General features: G+C 39.6%; 25 protein-coding genes. 7 read left to right on the top strand and 18 right to left on the bottom strand.

The features are described from left to right. Positions 1–292 precede the first annotated feature (292 nt). The 5 genes from ABR189_RS15865 (at position 293) to ABR189_RS15845 (ending at position 3,165) form a co-directional block, all read left to right on the top strand. Positions 293–1,366, top strand: a complete 1,074-nt coding sequence (locus ABR189_RS15865; RefSeq protein ID WP_054281033.1) for a DUF932 domain-containing protein — start codon at positions 293–295, stop codon at positions 1,364–1,366. Between the two features lie 52 nt (positions 1,367–1,418). Further along, positions 1,419–1,829 (top strand): hypothetical protein, encoded by a 411-nt coding sequence (locus ABR189_RS15860; RefSeq protein ID WP_054281032.1) that lies wholly within the window; start codon positions 1,419–1,421, stop codon positions 1,827–1,829. A 51-nt stretch (positions 1,830–1,880) separates the two neighbouring features. Further along, a complete protein-coding gene (locus ABR189_RS15855) occupies positions 1,881–2,072 on the top strand; it encodes a hypothetical protein (protein WP_054281031.1) in 192 nt (63 codons plus the stop codon). A gap of 519 nt (positions 2,073–2,591) precedes the next feature. Next, complete coding sequence (locus tag ABR189_RS15850) at positions 2,592–2,897, top strand: helix-turn-helix domain-containing protein (protein WP_054281030.1); 306 nt, start codon at positions 2,592–2,594, stop codon at positions 2,895–2,897. Beyond that, positions 2,884–3,165, top strand: coding sequence for a helix-turn-helix domain-containing protein (locus tag ABR189_RS15845; protein WP_054281263.1), 282 nt, complete (start codon positions 2,884–2,886; stop codon positions 3,163–3,165). Before ABR189_RS15850 ends, ABR189_RS15845 begins: the two co-directional genes overlap by 14 nt. 7 nt (positions 3,166–3,172) lie before the next feature. Here the strand turns inward: ABR189_RS15845 and ABR189_RS15840 are convergent, their stop codons facing one another. The 12 genes from ABR189_RS15840 to ABR189_RS15785 all read right to left on the bottom strand — a co-directional run bounded on the left by ABR189_RS15840 (position 3,173) and on the right by ABR189_RS15785 (position 10,133). Further along, the gene (locus ABR189_RS15840) at positions 3,173–3,910 is read right to left on the bottom strand and encodes a YoaK family protein (protein ID WP_054281029.1); all 738 of its coding nucleotides are present in this window, start codon (positions 3,908–3,910) and stop codon (positions 3,173–3,175) included. Positions 3,911–4,237: 327 nt separating this feature from the next. Further along, positions 4,238–4,738 (bottom strand): DUF6691 family protein, encoded by a 501-nt coding sequence (locus ABR189_RS15835; RefSeq protein WP_054281028.1) that lies wholly within the window; start codon positions 4,736–4,738, stop codon positions 4,238–4,240. Positions 4,739–4,765: 27 nt separating this feature from the next. After that, positions 4,766–5,329: a YeeE/YedE family protein gene (locus ABR189_RS15830; RefSeq protein ID WP_054281027.1), complete on the bottom strand. Its 564-nt coding sequence runs from the start codon at positions 5,327–5,329 to the stop codon at positions 4,766–4,768. A gap of 7 nt (positions 5,330–5,336) precedes the next feature. Beyond that, positions 5,337–5,630: a thioredoxin gene (gene trxA, locus ABR189_RS15825; RefSeq protein ID WP_054281026.1), complete on the bottom strand. Its 294-nt coding sequence runs from the start codon at positions 5,628–5,630 to the stop codon at positions 5,337–5,339. Beyond that, entirely contained in the window at positions 5,627–5,833 is a 207-nt protein-coding gene (locus tag ABR189_RS15820) for a DUF6132 family protein (protein ID WP_054281025.1), read from the bottom strand. The genes trxA and ABR189_RS15820 overlap by 4 nt, the downstream gene beginning before the upstream one ends. Continuing rightward, the gene (locus ABR189_RS15815) at positions 5,817–6,050 is read right to left on the bottom strand and encodes a hypothetical protein (RefSeq protein ID WP_054281024.1); all 234 of its coding nucleotides are present in this window, start codon (positions 6,048–6,050) and stop codon (positions 5,817–5,819) included. The genes ABR189_RS15820 and ABR189_RS15815 overlap by 17 nt, the downstream gene beginning before the upstream one ends. Continuing rightward, positions 6,047–6,256, bottom strand: a complete 210-nt coding sequence (locus ABR189_RS15810; RefSeq protein WP_072188815.1) for a YgaP family membrane protein — start codon at positions 6,254–6,256, stop codon at positions 6,047–6,049. Before ABR189_RS15810 ends, ABR189_RS15815 begins: the two co-directional genes overlap by 4 nt. Positions 6,257–6,263: 7 nt before the next feature. Continuing rightward, entirely contained in the window at positions 6,264–6,584 is a 321-nt protein-coding gene (locus tag ABR189_RS15805) for a rhodanese-like domain-containing protein (RefSeq protein ID WP_054281022.1), read from the bottom strand. 26 nt (positions 6,585–6,610) lie between these two features. Beyond that, the gene (locus ABR189_RS15800) at positions 6,611–8,020 is read right to left on the bottom strand and encodes an MBL fold metallo-hydrolase (protein WP_054281021.1); all 1,410 of its coding nucleotides are present in this window, start codon (positions 8,018–8,020) and stop codon (positions 6,611–6,613) included. 79 nt (positions 8,021–8,099) lie between these two features. Further along, positions 8,100–8,534 (bottom strand): OsmC family protein, encoded by a 435-nt coding sequence (locus ABR189_RS15795; RefSeq protein ID WP_054281020.1) that lies wholly within the window; start codon positions 8,532–8,534, stop codon positions 8,100–8,102. Between the two features lie 116 nt (positions 8,535–8,650). Continuing rightward, positions 8,651–9,448 carry a sulfite exporter TauE/SafE family protein gene (locus ABR189_RS15790; RefSeq protein ID WP_054281262.1) on the bottom strand — a complete coding sequence of 266 codons (798 nt, stop codon included), beginning with the start codon at positions 9,446–9,448 and terminating at the stop codon, positions 8,651–8,653. Positions 9,449–9,509: 61 nt separating this feature from the next. Next, on the bottom strand, positions 9,510–10,133 hold the full coding sequence (locus ABR189_RS15785; RefSeq protein WP_054281019.1) for a Crp/Fnr family transcriptional regulator: 624 nt from the start codon (positions 10,131–10,133) through the stop codon (positions 9,510–9,512). Positions 10,134–10,453: 320 nt separating this feature from the next. Here ABR189_RS15785 and ABR189_RS15780 point away from each other — a divergent pair, with 320 nt between their 5' ends. Together ABR189_RS15780 and ABR189_RS15775 are read left to right on the top strand one after the other, a co-directional pair. Continuing rightward, on the top strand, positions 10,454–10,711 hold the full coding sequence (locus ABR189_RS15780; RefSeq protein WP_054281018.1) for a hypothetical protein: 258 nt from the start codon (positions 10,454–10,456) through the stop codon (positions 10,709–10,711). 12 nt (positions 10,712–10,723) lie between these two features. Next, the gene (locus tag ABR189_RS15775; protein WP_054281017.1) at positions 10,724–11,155 is read left to right on the top strand and encodes a response regulator; all 432 of its coding nucleotides are present in this window, start codon (positions 10,724–10,726) and stop codon (positions 11,153–11,155) included. 86 nt (positions 11,156–11,241) lie between these two features. On the opposite strand, the gene ABR189_RS15770 is transcribed toward ABR189_RS15775, so the two are convergent. Genes ABR189_RS15770 through ABR189_RS15745 form a run of 6 tightly spaced genes read right to left on the bottom strand, consistent with a single transcriptional unit; the run spans position 11,242 to position 15,240 of the window. Further along, positions 11,242–11,676 carry a DUF3872 domain-containing protein gene (locus ABR189_RS15770; protein WP_054281016.1) on the bottom strand — a complete coding sequence of 145 codons (435 nt, stop codon included), beginning with the start codon at positions 11,674–11,676 and terminating at the stop codon, positions 11,242–11,244. A gap of 11 nt (positions 11,677–11,687) precedes the next feature. Next, a complete protein-coding gene (locus ABR189_RS15765; RefSeq protein WP_054281015.1) occupies positions 11,688–12,245 on the bottom strand; it encodes a conjugal transfer protein TraO in 558 nt (185 codons plus the stop codon). 17 nt (positions 12,246–12,262) lie between these two features. Next, complete coding sequence (gene traN / locus ABR189_RS15760; RefSeq protein WP_054281014.1) at positions 12,263–13,165, bottom strand: conjugative transposon protein TraN; 903 nt, start codon at positions 13,163–13,165, stop codon at positions 12,263–12,265. 27 nt (positions 13,166–13,192) lie between these two features. Further along, positions 13,193–14,524, bottom strand: a complete 1,332-nt coding sequence (gene traM / locus ABR189_RS15755) for a conjugative transposon protein TraM (protein WP_054281013.1) — start codon at positions 14,522–14,524, stop codon at positions 13,193–13,195. Further along, positions 14,514–14,798, bottom strand: a complete 285-nt coding sequence (locus tag ABR189_RS15750; protein WP_054281012.1) for a nitrogen regulatory IIA protein — start codon at positions 14,796–14,798, stop codon at positions 14,514–14,516. Before ABR189_RS15750 ends, traM begins: the two co-directional genes overlap by 11 nt. Before the next feature lie 13 nt (positions 14,799–14,811). After that, a complete protein-coding gene (locus tag ABR189_RS15745) occupies positions 14,812–15,240 on the bottom strand; it encodes a hypothetical protein (RefSeq protein ID WP_054281011.1) in 429 nt (142 codons plus the stop codon). Positions 15,241–15,243: the final 3 nt, after the last annotated feature.

The raw sequence follows: 15,243 nt of genomic DNA, 5'->3' as shown, positions 1-15,243 counted from the left end.
AAGGTATTTCCGTGTTCTTAACGCCGCCAAAAGGTCATGCAAGTTTGGAAAAAAATCTCCACCCTTTGGGTAGTATTTATTTTCCAAAACCTTGTGTCGGCTAAACACTAACCTTTTTCTGCTCGTGAAACGAAACATAGCATACTCCGGCTCTTTAGACGAATAAAAAAAATGTCAGGTATGAAGATTAACAGCATTGGAAATGGTAATAGGGAAACGAAACAGCACCTCCTCTCATTACCGAATAAATCAAAAAAAATCAATTCAAAACAATCATTAAAAAATAAAAATCATGGCACACAATCTAAATTTCAACAACAGAACAGGACGTTATTCATTCTTTAGCGTAAAAGAAAAAGCATGGCATGGATTAGGACAAATCGTACAAGACTACCCCACAAGCGAGGAAGCAATAAAACACGCAGGGCTGGATTATGAAGTAGTAAAAAGTCCACTGTACACCACCGGCTCAAACATCATAGAAACTGCACAGGGTATCGAAATAACAGACAATCAACTCCACGTACCGAACTACTTTGCCAATATCCGAAGCGACAACAATGCCGTATTGGGTGTAGTGGGCAAGGATTACCATATCGTACAGAACCGTGAAGCCTTTGCTTTCTTTGACGCAATTATAGGTGGAGGCGATGGCATATTGTATGAAACAGCCGGAGCATTAGGTAATGGAGAACGCATATTTATCACTGCAAAGTTGCCTGACTACATCCGTGTAGGAAACGGTGATGATGTTACAGAAAAATACATCTTCTTAACAACAAGCCATGACGGTAGCGGAAGTATTACCGCAGCATTTACCCCTATCCGCATCGTTTGCCAAAATACCTTAAATGCTTCACTTCGCAACATGAGTAACGTTGTACGCATTAAACACACCGCAGGAGCTAAACAGCGGTTAGAAAATGCTCACAAGGTTATGGGGCTGGCTAACACTCTAAGCAACCAGTTGCAAGATATTTTCAACACATGGGCTAAAGTAAGGGTAACGGACAGAGAAATAAGAAAGCTAATCGAGTTGGCATTATGCCCTAACAAAGAAACCTTAACTCACTTAGAAAAAGGTAACTACGATGAAATTTCCACTGTGTTTAAAAACACTGTTGAAGATGCTTTTGCGTACGCCATGATTAGCGACACACAACAAATGGACACAACCAAAGGTACATTGTTCGGAGCATATAACGCCGTTACAGGTTACTACCAAAATGTACGCAATTACAAGAGTGGGGAAGCGAAGCTGGAAAGCATTGTAATGGGTGGAACAGCACAACTAAAAACACAAAAGGCTTTTGACTTATGCACAGCCTTTGCACAAAACGGGGCAGATATTTTCAGTTTTAATTAATCAATCACAGGCGACCGCCTTTGCAGGCGGTCGCTTTAAAAAATATACATATATGAAAGCATTAAACAAAATGGACAATCTGGATAAAGGAACGTTACTAAGCAAACTGTTTCCCGAAGCGTTACAGGGCATTCAAAACGCAATAGAAAAGCAATGCGGTTACTTTCTGCAAAATGAAACTGCCTTTCGTGAGGGCTGGCATCAAAAAGGGTTTTTCACCGCAGAATTTTGGTACAGACTTGTAGAAAATGCACACAAGACAATTGAGAAAAACGACCGCCAACTATGGAAACGCCCAAATTGGTTTGCAGACCATTTCTTTGACGGACACAACTCATTGTTTACTGTACACTGTCTTATTGAGTATGCAGACAGCGAAGATTGCAACCCTGATTTAACACAGGCGATACACTTGCTTTTTGGAAGTGAGAAGCTATTAAAAATAATCCCAAACGATAATTAAAAACTACGGGCGACCGTCTGCAATGGCGGTTGCTTTTTAAACTGAACAACGATGAAAGTAAGAGATAAAAACGGACAATGCATTGAAGTTACCAATCTTAAAAAAGCTATTCAGCAGGCAAGTTGGTATAAAACGTATCAACACAACCCTCCAGTAGAAAGTGACAAGGAGCGGCAGGCATATTGGGCTGATATGCATGAGAAACTGTTAGCATTAAAAGTAAAACAGTCTTGTAACACTTAGGTCGTTCCTTGCAGTCACCCACATTTATATTTTGTATTTTTGTTTATAACGGATTGGATAGTTTTTGTTAAATTAAATGGTAGAATTATGGTATCATCATTAGTCATAGGAATAATATTTTTGGTAGCAGGCTTGGCGTTACGTTATTGGATTAACCGCAGGAAATTTTACAGGCGAAGCCCTACCGGAGCCGAAGGATTTTCAAGCTATGAAAAATCATTAGCTATAAAGTTCATCGAACGTGTGGGCAAATGGATAGCTTATGCTTTGATTATTTTCGGGCTATTGTCGCTATGGGTATATTCAAGAGAGAAGAAGGAAATAGCAACCAAAAACACGGAGGTACAGAAGCCACGATAATCAACAACTTACTTTATTCAATGGTATAGGTCTTTACAGGCTTGTACCATTTTTTTGTGCCAAACCTTACCACTCAACGCCAAACACGCCCACATTTATAAGACACCTTAAAACCTTTCCTAATTTCCTTTCCTAACATGAAAAAGTGAGGAAAAGATTATGGAAGTGATAGCAATACCGAAATCAGTTCTTAAAGAACTGACCACAGAGCTGGATGAACTGTTACAGCGTACCACAGATGCGAGCAAAGCCTATGTAGGCATTTTCAACGAAGAAAGATGGCTGGACAATCAGGAGGTGTGCCTCATGCTTGGCATAACCAAACGCACCCTGCAATCATACAAAGACAAAGGGATTTTGTCTTTTTCAAAATTGAACCGAAAAAATTATTACAAACTTTCGGATGTACAGCGTTTGCTTGCTCCTGATACCACACACAAAACAAATGAGTATGGAACTTTTTGATACCGATGCCGAAGAAATAGCAAACTATAAAAGAAAGTTTGAGCAGCTCCGTATCCAAACGGAAATGATACTGGAGAACTTTCGCCCGGTAATGAACGGAGAAATTTATTTGTCAGGGGATGATATTTGCAAACTGCTGCATATCAGTAAACGAACTTTACAACAATACCGTGATGACCAAATTTTGCCGTATATACAAATAGGAGGCAAATTAATCTATAAACAATCAGATTTGGTAACGATATTGGAAAAGCATTATATAAAATAAAATGTGGTTAGTGATGATTTCTAAATTTCCTTTTCAGATGATAATATCGAAAGAGTAAGCGATCATACCACAGCGCAAAAAATAATAATCCCACCGGGAGTAAAAGAGTTTGCAACTTGAAATTCGTATAAACCAGCCCCCCTATGATACATCCTAAAAAGAAACAGCTAATAATAGCTAACTTCAAGAAGATGCTTTTATTTAACTGCATCTTTGCTGGTCGGTCTTTATAAAAGAACAACTGTGAGAGTTCAATTCCGAGGTCAGTAAACAATCCTGTTAAATGCGTAGTTCTTACTACCGATTGAGATACCCTCGTCACTAATGCATTCTGTAATCCCATAGCAAAAAGCAGAGCAGACGATAATATAATCGAAAATTTGGGATATTCGTTTGGTACAAAAAATACTGAAGTACTAATTGCTAAAAATATGAATACTTCAATCAATATAGGTATCACATAAGAAGTTTGTGGTTTATATTTTGATACCAATTCCATAATCAGGCTTGAAACGAAAGCACCAAATAAGAAAAAAAGAATGTAAAATAAATATGCAAGAGCCATTTTGTTATTTCTTAAAATAAGTTCTTCAGAAAAATAAGCGAAATGTCCTGTTACGTTGGTTGTTAATGTATGCAATTCTAAAACACCCGTAATATTTACGATGCCAGCAACGCCTGATAATATGGAAGCTAATTTTAGATTATGTGCATAAGTCCGACCTTTACCCTTATGTCTAAACATTTATAAATTTTTTTTATTGCAAACTTACAAAACTGTTTTTCTAATAAGTTTATAGCCATATAAAAAGCATTTCAGCTTTAAAAATGTGTATTTTGGGCAATCCTGCAAGCAAATTATGTATCATTATATTGTCTCTAATTTTCTATTTGATTGAATAACGTTCAGAGATATTGTTTTCGTACAGCCTTGTGGTGCTGTTAAGGATATTCGGCTAACATAGATATATCAAATTTCAAATTGGGTAAAGCTTTGTATTCAAGATTAAGCCCAATAAGACCTACATTATTGTTGTTAGCAACAATTTCTTAAACTAACCCATAACAATATTTAATGCGGCAACTTTTCTCTGAAATAGCCGTAAACCCAAGTCCCTGCAACAGCACTCAGAAGCGTAACGGCAATGACGGTTGCCCCTGTTCCAATTTGAGCAAACAACGGCCCGGGACAGGCCCCGGTAATTGCCCAACCAAAACCAAAAATTAAACCACCGTAGATTTGCCCTTTATTAAACTCTTTGGGTGCAATTTTAATCGGCTCTCCATAAATGGTTTTGATGTTGAATTTTTTAATCAGAAAAACGGAAATCATTCCTGTTACAACGGCACTTCCTATTATTCCATACATATGAAACGATTGCAAACGAAACATTTCCTGAATACGAAACCAGCTAATGACTTCGGCTTTTACGAACACAATGCCAAATAAAATTCCGACAACTAAGTATTTCAAATTATGATACCATTTGTGCTGTAAATGGCTTTCATTTACGCACATTGCGTCCAGCTCTCTTTGTGCTAAATCTTTTTCTGTATCTATATGTTGCTGCATTTTTGTTTTAGTTAATTTCTGTTTTACTTAAAGTGAAAGAATAAAAGGCAAAATCAGGTTCGCCATAATGAAACCGCCCATCATAAAGCTAATGGTAGCAATCAGGGACGGCAGTTGTAAATTGGACAATCCCATAATAGCGTGTCCGCTGGTACAGCCACCTGCATAGCGAGTTCCGAAACCTACTAAAAAGCCACCGCCTACCATCATTATAAAGCCTCTTAATGTAAACAGCGATTGCCAGCTCATAATGTCTTGTGGAACCAGATTATTAAAATGGGTAATGCCATAACCTGCTAAATCTTGTGCTAATTTAGGACTAACCTCAACCGGATTGGGATTAGCCAAAAGGCTAACTGCCAATGCTCCGCCCAGAAATATACCGAATACAAAGAGTAAATTCCATATTTCTTTTTTCCAGTCATATTTAAAAAACAGAATGTTGGCAGGCACGCACGAGGCACAAATGTGTCGTAGAGATGAGCTGATACCAAAGGATTTATTTCCTAAAATCATCAATGCAGGAACAGTTAAGCCGATTAATGGGCCTGCTATATACCAAGCCCAGGGCTGTTTTAAATATTCTATCATTCTTAGTTTATGTATTTGCTATAATCAGTCTTTCTAACTCGTTTGCGGGCACAACGCTCGATTGTCGCCAAAGCGGTTTCCCGTTTTTAAATAAGATAAGCGTGGGTACGCCACGTACCTGATAAGCTGATGCAGCTTGAGGGTTTTTGTCTACATCAATTTTTATGATGTTTGCATTTTCGCCAACACGTTGCTTTACGTCTTCCAATATTGGCGACATCATTTTGCAGGGGCCACACCAAGTGGCAAAAAAGTCCACCAATACAGGTTTGTCCTGATTTATTATTTCCTGAAATGTCATGCTGTTTTTTTTCTGCTTTTTTGAAACATTGAGAATAGAAGGCCACCCATAACTGAACCGTATAAGCTACTGTTAATAGGATTTGAAGTAATAGCACATTGCCCCGAATTGCAACCGACCGTTTTCCAATAGAGATAACCTGCCAATGCCCCTGCAAATACGCCAACTATTGTGAGCAGATTATTTTTAGCGAACTTCTTCATAGCTTACCTCTTCCACTTTCTTGTTGCTTTTTGAAACAGGCGTAGTGCACCCCGATGTGCCACAACAACCGATATTCAATATTGGCATCAGTGAAAACAAAATACCTGCTCCCATAAAAAGCCAATCTTTTGCAATAACGCTTTGCACGATAATAAGGATGCCCAATGCTAACCGCAGTACTCGCATAAAGCTCCAGTTTTCAAAATGTTTTTTCATTTCTCTTTCTTTTTAAGGGTATTGATGCCAAACGGCAGGTATAAAGGGCAAAAGCTCATAAATGAAGTAAGCACAAATGCTATGGCTAAAATACCCAAGATGATTGCCATTATACCGGAAATGGTATTTGTGAAATATAAAACACCTATCACAATCGCAATGAGTATGCGAATTGCTTTGTCTATTGTTCCCATATTCTTTTTCATATCTGATCTATTTGTTGTTTACTAAGTTATTTACGTTGTGCCAGGTTCCGCCATTGATTACATTTTGAATGCCTTTTCTTTCCAGAATACTTTTTGACTGGCTGCTGCGGTTTCCGCTACGGCAAAATACAATGATGCTTTTTTTGTTTTTGAATTTGGATAACTGACTTTGAACTTTATCCAGCGGTATGTTTACCGCACCTTTTACACTACCTGTCGAAAATTCGGCAGGTGTGCGAACATCCACTAAAAAAGCACCTTCTTTTATCGCTTCTGATAGTTGGGTATTGTCTGTTGACGAGAACATATTTTTGAAAATTCCAAACATTGCTATTGTTGTTATGGTGATATAAATTAGCTCAACATTTTACTTTGACATACAAAATCGGTTTTAGGAATACTGGTCTGTGCAATGGCGTTAAAACCACCCTCTACTTCCGTAAAGTTTCTGTATCCTCTTGCCTGTAAAATACTCGCAGCTATCATACTGCGGTAGCCGCCTGCACAATGCAGGTAAAAATGCTCTTTCGGGTTGAGTTCTTTAACCCAATCATTGATATATGCCAATGGTTTGCTGTAAGCATCTTCAACGTGCTCTGCCGTATATTCGCTTTCTTTGCGAACATCAATGACCTTGCTGTTGTCATAATAATCTTTTGAAAATTGGTCGGCCGTAATCCGATTTATGATGTCAGTTTCTTTTGCTGCTTTTATCCAGGTTTCAAAACCATCTTTTAAATGTCCCAGTACATTGTCAAAACCAACACGGCTCAATCGTGTTACGGCTTCTTCTTCCGTACCGTTGTCGGTAACCAACAAAATCGGTTGTTTCACGTCAACAATCATCGCACCCACCCAAGGTGCAAAATCGCCTTTCAAACCTATATTGATAGATTTCGGAATAAAGCCTTTGGCAAAATCCTTATCGCTTCGTGTGTCTAAAATCAATGCTCCTGTATTTTCTGCCGCCGCTTCAAATTCTTCTGCCGAGAGTGCTTTCATTCCGTGGCTCAACACTTCTTCAAAACTGTCATAACCTTTTTTATTCATGGCTACGTTCATACCGAAATAAGCAGGTGGTGGTAATAATCCATCAGTAACGGCTTTGATAAAACTTTCTTTATCCGGCTGGTTTAGCGCATAGTTGATACTTTTCTGATTACCAAGGCTATCAACCGTTTCTTTCATCATATTTTTTCCGCAAGCCGAACCTGCACCGTGTGCCGGATAAACAGTGATATCATCCGATAGTGGTAAAATCTTATGATACAAACTGTCATAAAGCAAACCTGCCAATTCTTCCTGTGTGAGGTTTGCCGCCTTTTGTGCCAGATCCGGTCTGCCTACATCGCCAAGAAAAAGTGTATCGCCACTAAACAATGCTGTTTCATTGCCATTTTCGTCAATCAACAAAAAACAGGAGCTTTCCATTGTATGCCCCGGGGTATGCAATACTTTAATTTTCACGTTGCCCAATTCAAAAATCTGATTGTCTTCTGCTACGATGGCTTCAAACTCTGGCTTTGCCGTAGGCCCGTAAACAATTGATGCATTTGTTTTTTTACTCAGATCAACGTGTCCGCTTACAAAATCAGCGTGAAAATGCGTTTCAAAAATGTATTTGAGCTTCACATCATCTTTTTCCAAACGGTCTAAATACGGTTGCGTTTCACGTAATGGGTCAATAATGGCAGCTTCACCATTGGAAGTAATATAATATGCACCTTGTGCCAGGCAGCCTGTATAAATTTGTTCTATTTTCATTATCCAAATTTTTCTTGTTTATGATTTGATACTGCGAATTTCCGAATATTGGTTTTTCGGTACAGCTACTTTTGTCACATTAGGCAATTTCAGGCGTTAATGTAATTTCTGTTTTCATTGAGTTGGTTACTAAACAGCCAGCTTTTGCTTTTTCGGCAACACGCATGGCCTTATCCATATCGGTTCCGGGATTAATCAATTTTATTACCGGAAACATTTCTGCCTGCGTGATGAGGTATTTTCCTTCTACCATTTCCAATCTGGCAATTGTTTTACAACTAAAGTTTTCGATTTCTACTTTAAAATTAGAAGCAATTGCCAGGAAGGTTGCCATATAGCAACTGTTAATAGCTGCTACAAAAAGATGTTCTGGCGACCATACACCGGGAACGCCATTAGGAAATTCCGGTGGTGTAGCGCATTCAATAGTTTTGTTTAATACCGGCGATGACAGTTCGCCTGTTCTGCCATCTTTCCATTTGATGTTTACTTCGTAAAAATGTGTTTGTGACATAATTTTTGAATTGAAAAAGGACAGTTGACATTGCCCGCTGTAGTGGGTTATATTATTTGTTACAAATTTCTGAAGATTGATTTTCCTGTACAGCTACTTTAGTCACATAAGGGATTTTATTTCACAATGATTTCTTTGATCATAATGTAAATACCCATTGACAGCACAAACCAACCGAAAGCAGGTTTCAATTTTTTACCATCAATTTTTTTAGAGATAAAGCTTCCTATCAGCACCCCGATAATAGCCAGTGCCAAAATTTTGAGAAGAAAAATCCATTCAACCGTTAGATGTGTAGCCGATACAGCAAATCCAAAAAGTGAATTGACCGCAATAATGACCAGTGAGGTTCCGATTGCTTTCTTAATATCTAAATGTAGCAGATTAACCAGGGCAGGGATTATTAAAAAACCGCCACCTGCACCGATAAGCCCGGTAACTATACCCACAAATAATCCTTGGATAATAACTAATGAAGTGCGCTTAGGGGCTGTTTTGGAAGGCAGGCAATCTTCTCCTTTACACTTTTTTATCATACTGTAAGACGCAAAAAACATCAATACAGCAAAAAGCAACATCAAGAAAATGTTTTTGGTAATGATAAAACTGCCGATGCTAAAAATTTCCTGCGGTATGGCGGGAACAATAAAAGCCCTTGTTAAAAAAACGGCTATAATAGACGGGATGCCAAATGCAACAGCCGTTCTAAAGTTAACCAACCCTTTTTTGAAATAAGAGAATGAGCCTACAACGCTGGTAGTTCCAACAATGAAAAGAGAATAGGCGGTTGCTAAAACTGCATCTATATGAAATAAATAGACTAAAACAGGAACGGTAAGAATGCTGCCGCCACCCCCGATTAGCCCTAATGAAATACCTATTAAAATTGATGCTAAATAACCTGCTATATCCATAAGTTTCTGAAATTTCTGCTGCAAAAATGCACCAACTCCAAAAACTGTACAGCTACTTTGGTCACATAAGGGTTATTTTGTTTCTGCCCAATTTTACTTTTCCGTTTTCTTCCAACTGTTTTAGCAGGCGGGAAACAACTGCTCTTGCTGTTCCCAATTCGGAGGCTACTTGTTCGTGGGTAATGTTCAGTGTTTTGTTTCCTGTAAGTGCTACTTTTTTATCCAGCAAATTCAGCATTCTTTCGTCCACTTTTTTAAAGGAAATGGCATTTACGATTTCCAATAACTCTTCAAACCGTTTGTGGTATAAACGGAAAATATAATCCAACCATTGGGGATATTCTTTGATAAATAATGATACTTTATCAACAGGCAAAAACAGAATTTCAGCATCTTCTTCCACCTCGGCTCTTACTTTGCTTATTTCGTTGTGCAGTCCACCCAAAAAAGACATAATACAACTTTCACCCGCTTTAATATAGTACAGCAAAATTTCTTTTCCATCTTCTTCTGTTCGGATCACTTTTAAAGTTCCTTTCGCTACAATCGGAATAGAACGAATGTGTGCATTTTCGTTTAAAATAATATCACCCGCTTTATAAGTCTTTTGTATACTGTGCTTATACAGTTGCTCCACTAATTCAGGCGATGACTTAAATTCTGTTATCTGTTGCAAATCACTCATAGTGCAAAATTAAAAATTTAATTACAGGAAATTGGCTATGGGAAGTCTAATAATCGTATTAATTACATCTATACTTAAATAGGGGTGATTTTTTAGTATATTTGCTATTGAAGATATAAAAAATTTAAAGTGTTTTTGCTTTAAATCTCGATACTAAAAACTGGTAATTTTTAAAAATCCCGAGATAATAAGTAAGAACGCTCATGCTATGGCGTGGGCGCTCGCTTATTCGGGATTAGGCGTACCAGTGCCTTAGTATCGGTAAGTGTGGTTGCCTGCGCCTCTTTTTGTTGCAGGCTTCCAATACTAAAACGGATATTATGGACACTGCAAACAATACCTACCTTGCCTTTCAATTTTCTGCCTCCGAATTATCGGCTTTTGCAGTTGCCAGTGGCATTTTTACCATATCACTTAAAAACGGGAAGATAGTACACTTTTGCCCCAATGATGTCCAACATTTTCATGATTGGCTGACCGCTCATGAAATCAGAGATATACAAAAAGAAGAAAGGACAAAGCCAACCCCTCCATCTACAAATAAAAGCTGGTGGGGACGGATTAAACGTAACAAATAATATTGCAAGATTATGAACAGTAATGAAAAAGCAATTCGCATAGCCATTATAGATAACAACGAACATCTGGGATATACTTCCATAAATCAACTTGAAAATGCTGGCTATATTGTACAATTTCAAGTGAGTGACAGCGAAAAAGCATTAATGAAAATAGATGAAGACGGCGAGCTGCCCGATGTGTGCATCGTCGAAGAAGATTTTGCGGCAGCAAAATTGTTACTCGAAAAACATCCCGATTTAAAGCTATTAATATCAAGTACCGATGATGCAGAGGAAAGTGTTAGAACTATGCTGAAAGCTGGTGTATCGGGCTATATATTGAAATTCGCCGACCCTGATGAGATAATAACCGCCGTAAAAGCATTGAGCAAAGACAGGAAATATGTCAGTGTTGGAATTAGTGAAATAGCAGCAGAATATTTTAGCAGTCACAGCTTATAACGGCACAAATTAAGAACTGCAATAAAAAAGTCGTCCGACTTTTTAGGTCAGACGACTTCTATTTTCCGATTGGTATAGCCGTTCGCTTAGTCTTTATTATTAAATTGAAAACTTATCTGCTTTTCGTTCCCGAAATTGTCGCTTATCCATACATCAAACGACTGCGATACGGCAGATTGTGAGGTGTAATACAGCCGGAACTGTGTCGCTGGCAATTGGTACAAATCATTAGGCATATACGGCGGTTCGCTGTAATATCGCAATGCGCCTTGCCCGTCATATTGGAAATAGCGGATAAAGTATTTTGCATCGTTGAAATTACCACTCCGTTCAATGGTAAACCTTATTTCAACAGTCTGCCCGTTTGCCACATCTCCCGGAACTGGCATCACTTTGACCTCAAACGGATAGTTCTGCTGTATGTCGAGTTCCTCCTTATTACAGGACGATAACACTGCGGCACTTGTAAAGACCAGGAGAAGCAGCCACAAAAATTTATTTCTATTCAAAAATCGTTTCATTGTTATTCTTTTTAAAAGTTAAACCTTAGCCCAATGCCTGCTGATGGGCGGAACTGTTTTAAATCTGTACCCCATAATACTTTGGTACGACCTTGCAGGAGCAGCACAAACCTGTCGGACAGGTATGTTTCCAAAGACAAACGCCCTCCGGCTCCGTAAATAAAATTGTCTTTGTCGAGGACTTTAGAGCCATCATAGAGCGTTGCATCACTCCGGTTAATGGTTTCGTACCCGGCAACAGCAGTAAGCCCCGCATTAAGGTTTGTAGTCTTTCTTGCATCGCCTAAAAGCTGGAGGCTGTACCCCATTTCACCCGTATAGGTTTCAAGAGGTATTTGTACAGTCCTGTAATCGGCAAATTGGTGGGTATATTCTGCACCCCAAATCCAATAGTTTCCAGCTCTGCTATTTACAGTAAGGGTCAAATTCAAAAAGTAATTATCCTTTACTTTCTTAGATAACAATCCGGCGTTTACTTCCAGTCCTTTTTGTCCGGGTGTCATTCGTTGTGCTTGCGTTGCTGTAATGCTCAACACCGCAAGCATTACAGCAAAAATGTATTTTGTCATTGTTTTTTCTGTTTTGGTTACTTAATCTTTAGGTGCATAGCGTTTACCAGCTTGGCGTGTACGAGGTCGGAATTTTCGACCTGTAAGGCTTGCTGCCTGCCGCCATTCTTTTCAAAGATTTCAATTACCAATACCTTATCATCGGTAATGGTGAACTGGTCGAGTAGGAAGACGTTTTGGTCAGTCGTATTGCCCGCAATTTCGGTAAGCGGTTTATACATACGCAACGGGGTCATTGGCTTTTCCTGCACTACGGTACGCTTCGCCACTTTCTTATCTACTACTTTGAAATTCACAAAGTCAATAGCAAACGGAACGTTGCTTGTATTGCGCAACTCTGTATGAAAATAAAATTTGCCGTTGTGTACATAGATGCCTTTCAGTAGAAACTGTACGCCGTAACTTTTGGAGGCTATATGCTTTACAATCCTTTTGTCCTTTTTATAAATGGTTTCCATGAGCAACCCGGCCAGCGATGGCGAATTGCTCCCCAATTCCTCAAACAGCACATCGTTACCGTTTTCCCTGTCTGATGCTTTTTGCATCGTCAGTAAATCATAATTCAGGGTGGTTGGATAAGCACTGTAAAAAACATTGAAGTTGTAGAAACGACCATCATCGGTAATTACAGAAAAATTGGTTTCTTCTTTAAAATCTTTAACGGTAGCCTTTATACGCAGCACGTTTTCGGCATCATCTGCCTTACCTGCAATCAGGTATTCACTGCCCAAATCCACATACCGGATGGCTGCCGGAAAAATCAAATGGGAGGTCTTATTGTACGTTACCTGCATTTCGTAAGGTTCTACTTTACCCATGCTTAATTTGCTTGTATTAGATGCAACCTGCTGCGCATTGGTATTGGCAGTAAAGGCTATTAAACAAGCCATTGCCAAAAGACTTTTAAATATTGCTTTCATTTTATTGCTGATTTTTAGTGTTGAACATTAGTTTTTTGAAACAAGGAAAAGTTGATGACCGGCTTTAACGGTAACTTTCGGTGTTCTTAGTTTTTTAGAGAAGTAGCCCGATATACCCTGCACCACGCCACGGGAAAGGTCGCCTGCCGCCTGCTGCCCTGCAGAGCGGGTCATCATAATGGACGTGCCGGACGTCTGGCTCATGTTGGAGGCTATTTCCGTTAAGGCATTTACTTCAGGCGAATAAGGCACATATAAGCCTTGTTGTCCGTCCAAATCGTACACGGTTATTTCCATAGGGATAATATTGCCCTCAAATTCAATGGACGTTATTTTCAACTGTAACCTACCGCCTGCAAACTTTGCATTTGCTGTTAGCACCGTTCCCGCCGGAATAGTACGACCGGGCGTTTTCGCAGTTTCCATCAAACGCAAGCGCACACCACTTTCATCGGTTACAGTCTGCGTTTCCTGTACTATCGCCCTGATGCTGTTTTTGGGCTGCTGTACCTGCTTACTGGTTCCGGCTGTATAAAATCCCCTGTTACGGGTTTCGTTCCAGTTGGCAAGAAAAGCACTGTCTGTCGGCTCACGGTACAATGCAGACACCGCAGTTTTCCTCACAGGTGAGAACGCTACAAAATGTTCTTTTTGCGTACCGCCACCCTTTACCGGAACCGTTGTATCTACTTTATTGGATTGTGGAACTGTATTTGTTGGCAAGTACTTTGCCGCCATTTGGTACGACTTCTCCATCAATGCCATTTGGTCTTGCACGGTCGTTGTAGCGGGTACATCCTTTTCCGCCAGTTTCTCTTTCAGTTCATCAACCTGTTTGCGGAGTTCCTGCGTTTGATAATCGTTGTTGTCGTAAAATGAACCTAAAGTACTTTGGGCATTGCGATAACTGCTCAAAGCCGGATTGCCCTTAGCAGGCATACCACCTCCGTAAGCAGATCCGTCTTCGTTAACCTCATCCGGATTAGCAGCTTTCTTGTCGGCGGCACTGTCTTCGCTCCAGTAATCGGAAAGGGACATAAGCGCATTGCGTTTTTCCTGTTCTTTCTGTTCCAGCATTTCCTGTTCATACGCTTTTTGCTTATCCGATTGCATTCCGGCATCGGTAGCCTGTGGTACGGCATCATTCAAACCTATATCTACCGCCTTTTTCTTGTCGGAAGATGGTTTGAAGATTAAATACATACAGCCGAGAAATACCACGCCCATAAGGACAAAAATGATTGGCTTTTTTAGCTTTTCGGCTTTGTTCTGCGCACCGTCTTTCGGTGCATCCTGCTGGTTATTCAGGTCGTCATCTTCGACCAGAATACTCACTTTTTTGTTTTCATTATCTTTCATACATCTTATTTTTTAGGATTTTTGAAATACTGTCCTGCGGCGATACCGGGGACTTGTTTTGTTTGATAAGCGGGTTTTCGATATGCTCTATTTTCAGCTTGCTATCGCTTGCGCCAACATCATAGCAGACTTTTGCTATTACTATAATGGACAACAACACATAGCCAGCGAAAAGCAATAGCGTATAGCGGTGCTGTTTTTTTATGGGCAACTCCCGCCACCTGTCATCGAGCCTGTCAAACCACTTGCTGATTTTTGTTCGTAACTTTTTCATTCCTTGACTGTTTTTAGTGCCTGAAACCTTTGCTTTTGGGAACAACTCTTTGCTTAGGCGCATCACTCACCAAAGCGATTGCCTCCCTTACTTTGGGAGCGGTAACCACTGATAGATTTGTGAGTTCCGAATGCTTCAATAATTGCCCGTATTGGTCTTTTCTTGAAACCTCCATTTTTGAGAGGAAGAATTTTCCGTTCAGGTACTTGACCCACATACTGCATTCCACATGGGGCTTGTCTTCACCTGCCCATTGCAGGTAGCCCGTAACCAACAGTACGGGCTTAGGTGCGCCCTCTGTTCCTTTACGACAACTTTCGAGGTATTCGCCTATGCTATCTTTGAGCTTTCCGGGATATGCCCCCTGCGTATGGAAATAGCCGTTATATCCTTTGTCGGTAAGGATTTTGGCGAACGTGTTTAAATCTGATAATGCTTCCATAAA

It is taken from the genome of Chitinophaga sp. H8 (assembly GCF_040567655.1).
GTDB lineage: Bacteria > Bacteroidota > Bacteroidia > Chitinophagales > Chitinophagaceae > Chitinophaga > Chitinophaga defluvii.
Note: the sequence above shows the minus strand (reverse complement) of the source record. Positions and strands in the feature narration are given on the sequence as shown.

Coding starts and splice junctions, on each gene's coding strand:
- ABR189_RS15815 (WP_054281024.1), bottom strand. CDS start 6,050: ATGAAAAAACATTTTGAAAACTGGAGCTTTATGCGAGTACTGCGGTTA.
- trxA (WP_054281026.1), bottom strand. CDS start 5,630: ATGACATTTCAGGAAATAATAAATCAGGACAAACCTGTATTGGTGGAC.
- ABR189_RS15785 (WP_054281019.1), bottom strand. CDS start 10,133: ATGAGTGATTTGCAACAGATAACAGAATTTAAGTCATCGCCTGAATTA.
- traM (WP_054281013.1), bottom strand. CDS start 14,524: ATGAAAGATAATGAAAACAAAAAAGTGAGTATTCTGGTCGAAGATGAC.
- traN (WP_054281014.1), bottom strand. CDS start 13,165: ATGAAAGCAATATTTAAAAGTCTTTTGGCAATGGCTTGTTTAATAGCC.
- ABR189_RS15850 (WP_054281030.1), top strand. CDS start 2,592: ATGGAAGTGATAGCAATACCGAAATCAGTTCTTAAAGAACTGACCACA.
- ABR189_RS15800 (WP_054281021.1), bottom strand. CDS start 8,020: ATGAAAATAGAACAAATTTATACAGGCTGCCTGGCACAAGGTGCATAT.
- ABR189_RS15860 (WP_054281032.1), top strand. CDS start 1,419: ATGAAAGCATTAAACAAAATGGACAATCTGGATAAAGGAACGTTACTA.
- ABR189_RS15840 (WP_054281029.1), bottom strand. CDS start 3,910: ATGTTTAGACATAAGGGTAAAGGTCGGACTTATGCACATAATCTAAAA.
- ABR189_RS15795 (WP_054281020.1), bottom strand. CDS start 8,534: ATGTCACAAACACATTTTTACGAAGTAAACATCAAATGGAAAGATGGC.
- ABR189_RS15750 (WP_054281012.1), bottom strand. CDS start 14,798: ATGAAAAAGTTACGAACAAAAATCAGCAAGTGGTTTGACAGGCTCGAT.
- ABR189_RS15765 (WP_054281015.1), bottom strand. CDS start 12,245: ATGACAAAATACATTTTTGCTGTAATGCTTGCGGTGTTGAGCATTACA.
- ABR189_RS15835 (WP_054281028.1), bottom strand. CDS start 4,738: ATGCAGCAACATATAGATACAGAAAAAGATTTAGCACAAAGAGAGCTG.
- ABR189_RS15805 (WP_054281022.1), bottom strand. CDS start 6,584: ATGTTTGGAATTTTCAAAAATATGTTCTCGTCAACAGACAATACCCAA.
- ABR189_RS15810 (WP_072188815.1), bottom strand. CDS start 6,256: ATGAAAAAGAATATGGGAACAATAGACAAAGCAATTCGCATACTCATT.
- ABR189_RS15855 (WP_054281031.1), top strand. CDS start 1,881: ATGAAAGTAAGAGATAAAAACGGACAATGCATTGAAGTTACCAATCTT.
- ABR189_RS15820 (WP_054281025.1), bottom strand. CDS start 5,833: ATGAAGAAGTTCGCTAAAAATAATCTGCTCACAATAGTTGGCGTATTT.
- ABR189_RS15865 (WP_054281033.1), top strand. CDS start 293: ATGGCACACAATCTAAATTTCAACAACAGAACAGGACGTTATTCATTC.
- ABR189_RS15830 (WP_054281027.1), bottom strand. CDS start 5,329: ATGATAGAATATTTAAAACAGCCCTGGGCTTGGTATATAGCAGGCCCA.
- ABR189_RS15745 (WP_054281011.1), bottom strand. CDS start 15,240: ATGGAAGCATTATCAGATTTAAACACGTTCGCCAAAATCCTTACCGAC.
- ABR189_RS15780 (WP_054281018.1), top strand. CDS start 10,454: ATGGACACTGCAAACAATACCTACCTTGCCTTTCAATTTTCTGCCTCC.
- ABR189_RS15770 (WP_054281016.1), bottom strand. CDS start 11,676: ATGAAACGATTTTTGAATAGAAATAAATTTTTGTGGCTGCTTCTCCTG.
- ABR189_RS15775 (WP_054281017.1), top strand. CDS start 10,724: ATGAACAGTAATGAAAAAGCAATTCGCATAGCCATTATAGATAACAAC.
- ABR189_RS15845 (WP_054281263.1), top strand. CDS start 2,884: ATGGAACTTTTTGATACCGATGCCGAAGAAATAGCAAACTATAAAAGA.
- ABR189_RS15790 (WP_054281262.1), bottom strand. CDS start 9,448: ATGGATATAGCAGGTTATTTAGCATCAATTTTAATAGGTATTTCATTA.